General features: G+C 45.3%; 2 protein-coding genes and 2 tRNA genes. 1 reads left to right on the top strand and 3 read right to left on the bottom strand.

What is annotated here, in order from left to right; all coding sequences use genetic code 11:
* The 3 genes from ACTF5U_RS12380 to ACTF5U_RS12370 all read right to left on the bottom strand — a co-directional run.
* The coding region (locus ACTF5U_RS12380; protein WP_438971939.1) for an O-antigen ligase family protein at window positions 1–1,139 on the bottom strand (1,139 nt) is incomplete at its 3' end.
* 526 nt (window positions 1,140–1,665) lie between these two features.
* Window positions 1,666–1,742, bottom strand: a tRNA-Arg gene (locus ACTF5U_RS12375).
* 38 nt (window positions 1,743–1,780) lie between these two features.
* Window positions 1,781–1,857, bottom strand: a tRNA-Pro gene (locus tag ACTF5U_RS12370).
* A gap of 141 nt (window positions 1,858–1,998) precedes the next feature.
* Here ACTF5U_RS12370 and ACTF5U_RS12365 point away from each other — a divergent pair.
* Window positions 1,999–2,369: tetrahydrofolate dehydrogenase/cyclohydrolase catalytic domain-containing protein (locus tag ACTF5U_RS12365; RefSeq protein ID WP_438971938.1), on the top strand; the 371-nt coding region annotated here is incomplete at its 3' end.

Genomic DNA, 2,369 nt, shown 5'->3' with positions numbered 1-2,369 from the left:
AACGCTAAAATCCACCAGCGTTCAGGCGTGAAGTCACCATGGCGTTGTTGAACTAACCACCAAACGACAACACCTAACAACAGCACAGCGCCTATAAGCCCCACCTCAGCCAAAAGTTGAAAGACGATATTGTGTGCGTGATTGGCCAACCCTGTATGAACAGGATATTGATCGGAGATATTAAAATTATACCAGCCGAATTCTCCCCAACCGGCCCCTAACACTGGATTTTGTAGAAATAATTGCCACGCCTGTTCAAGGTAGGTCAAGCGTACGGATTCTCCTCCCATTGTTGCCGTGACACGATCAATAGGCGTCGAGGAGACGTCAAGAAAAGTCAGCAATGGCATCGCTAGTTCTGCAAGAATGAAGACAGGGATGATCCACAAGAGATACTTGGCTCTATTTCTGAACTCTACTTGCGTGCAACGCGTTGCCAACCACCAACCGAGAATGGATAAAACGGCAATGTAGATTAAAGACATACGTTGCCCGGTATAAGCCAACCCTAGAACAAAGAGCACAGCCAAGATGCTCGCCATAGGCAGTCTAAGGCGATAACTGATAAACAGGTAAATAACCGACGCAAGCCCCAATGCCAGATAATTAGCAAGGTGATTTATCTGGCCAATATGCGACGCTGAATAATCACGAATAAAAAAAGACCAGGGGGCCTGTTCAGCTAAACCCAGTTTTGCTAAGACGATAATCGACAGTGAGATTATGCCACCGGCAATAATAGCCCAGGCTAATGTCGGAACGATTCGGTTTAACGCAACCCTTTCTCTTAAATTTGCCCCTAGGATCATCATCAGCGACGCTAATCCGAGATAGAGCATTATCAAATAATGATTCTGCCAGTAGAGCGCTTTCCCCACTAGAATCTGCACAACTAAAAGCCCGAGCAAACCCAATGGGACGATGGCAATGAGGGGGAAAACAAAATTCGCTGGCGGTTTTCGCAACAAAAAAATCGCAGCTACCAAACCGAACAAGGCTGCTAACCACTCATTATAAAAAGTAGCTATAGGTGGGAAATGGTGTGGGGAGAGAAAGGGTATTAAGCACATCAATGCCAAACAAACTGAGCTGAACTTAACCAGCAACGGTATATTTTTGGCTTCTAAATCCGTTGTCATTATTGACCATCTCCACATTTTTTACTGGGAAAATGGTCAATCTTAGATTTGTGATGAAGCATTCGCATTAGGAAAAAATCCTAATCTATCTTCTGGAAAACCAAACTGATGCGAAATAATTGAATGATCGGACTTAGTTTTGGCTGTGACAGGAACAGGAATTATTCCTATGGTTAATTTAAGCTCGTACCGCCAATATGAGCTGCGAGATTCATTTAATCTCGTGCACTACTTAGCTTGTCATGATCTGACAAGCCTCCCCTTTAGAGCTCTTGTCTGTGCTCACTGTGGGTGAACTTTCACCCACAGTTATTTTTCATGTAAAAAGAATTTGATGAAGAATCACCACATTCTCCAATAACATGTTTTGGACTTATTAGGGAACAACCAGCCGCTCATCTGGAGACTCAAGTGAAGTCCCGACACGGAAATTATCTGGGTCTATTTGCAGTAAGAAGTCGAGTAGATGACACTGTGAAAAACTGAACTGGCTGAAATACTCATTAGGCTGAAAGCCATAAAAATATGGCGCGCCCGGCAGGACTCGAACCTGCTACCCTCGGCTTAGAAGGCCGATGCTCTATCCGGATGAGCTACGGGCGCATTGATTTTGTCTAAGCGAGGACATTGAATTTAGGAAGTGGTCGGGGCAGAGAGATTCGAACTCCCGACCCTCTGGTCCCAAACCAGATGCGCTACCAGACTGCGCTATGCCCCGACTTAATTCGAAGAAGTCATCCCCGAAGAAGGCGAAATAATACGTGGTTACCGATGAGGAGTCAATCTCTGTTTGGATATTTTTTGCTGTTCTTCTCGCATCATGCGATCATAGCCGCTTTTGCATGACCGGGAATCATTAATGAGCGCAAAGATTATCGATGGCAAAGCCGTCGCGGCTGATCTCAAACAACAGCTTAAACTGGCAACAGAACAACGTTTGGCAGCTGGTAAGCGTCGCCCTGGTCTGGCAGTAGTCTTGATTGGCAGTAATCCGGCATCGAAAGTCTATGTTGGCAGCAAACGTCGAAGCTGTGAAGAAATCGGCTTTAAATCGGAAGCCTACGATCTCCCGGAATCCGCATCACAGGAAGAACTACTTTCTCTCATTGATAAGCTTAATAACGACGATGAGATCGATGGCATTTTGGTGCAATTGCCCTTGCCTGATCATATTGACAGTGAAACCGTGATTGAACGTATTGCACCTCACAAAGATGTGGACGGTTTTCA

It is taken from the genome of Methylophaga sp., assembly GCF_965655755.1.
Lineage (GTDB): Bacteria > Pseudomonadota > Gammaproteobacteria > Nitrosococcales > Methylophagaceae > Methylophaga.
This window is presented reverse-complemented; position numbering and strand designations above follow the sequence as displayed.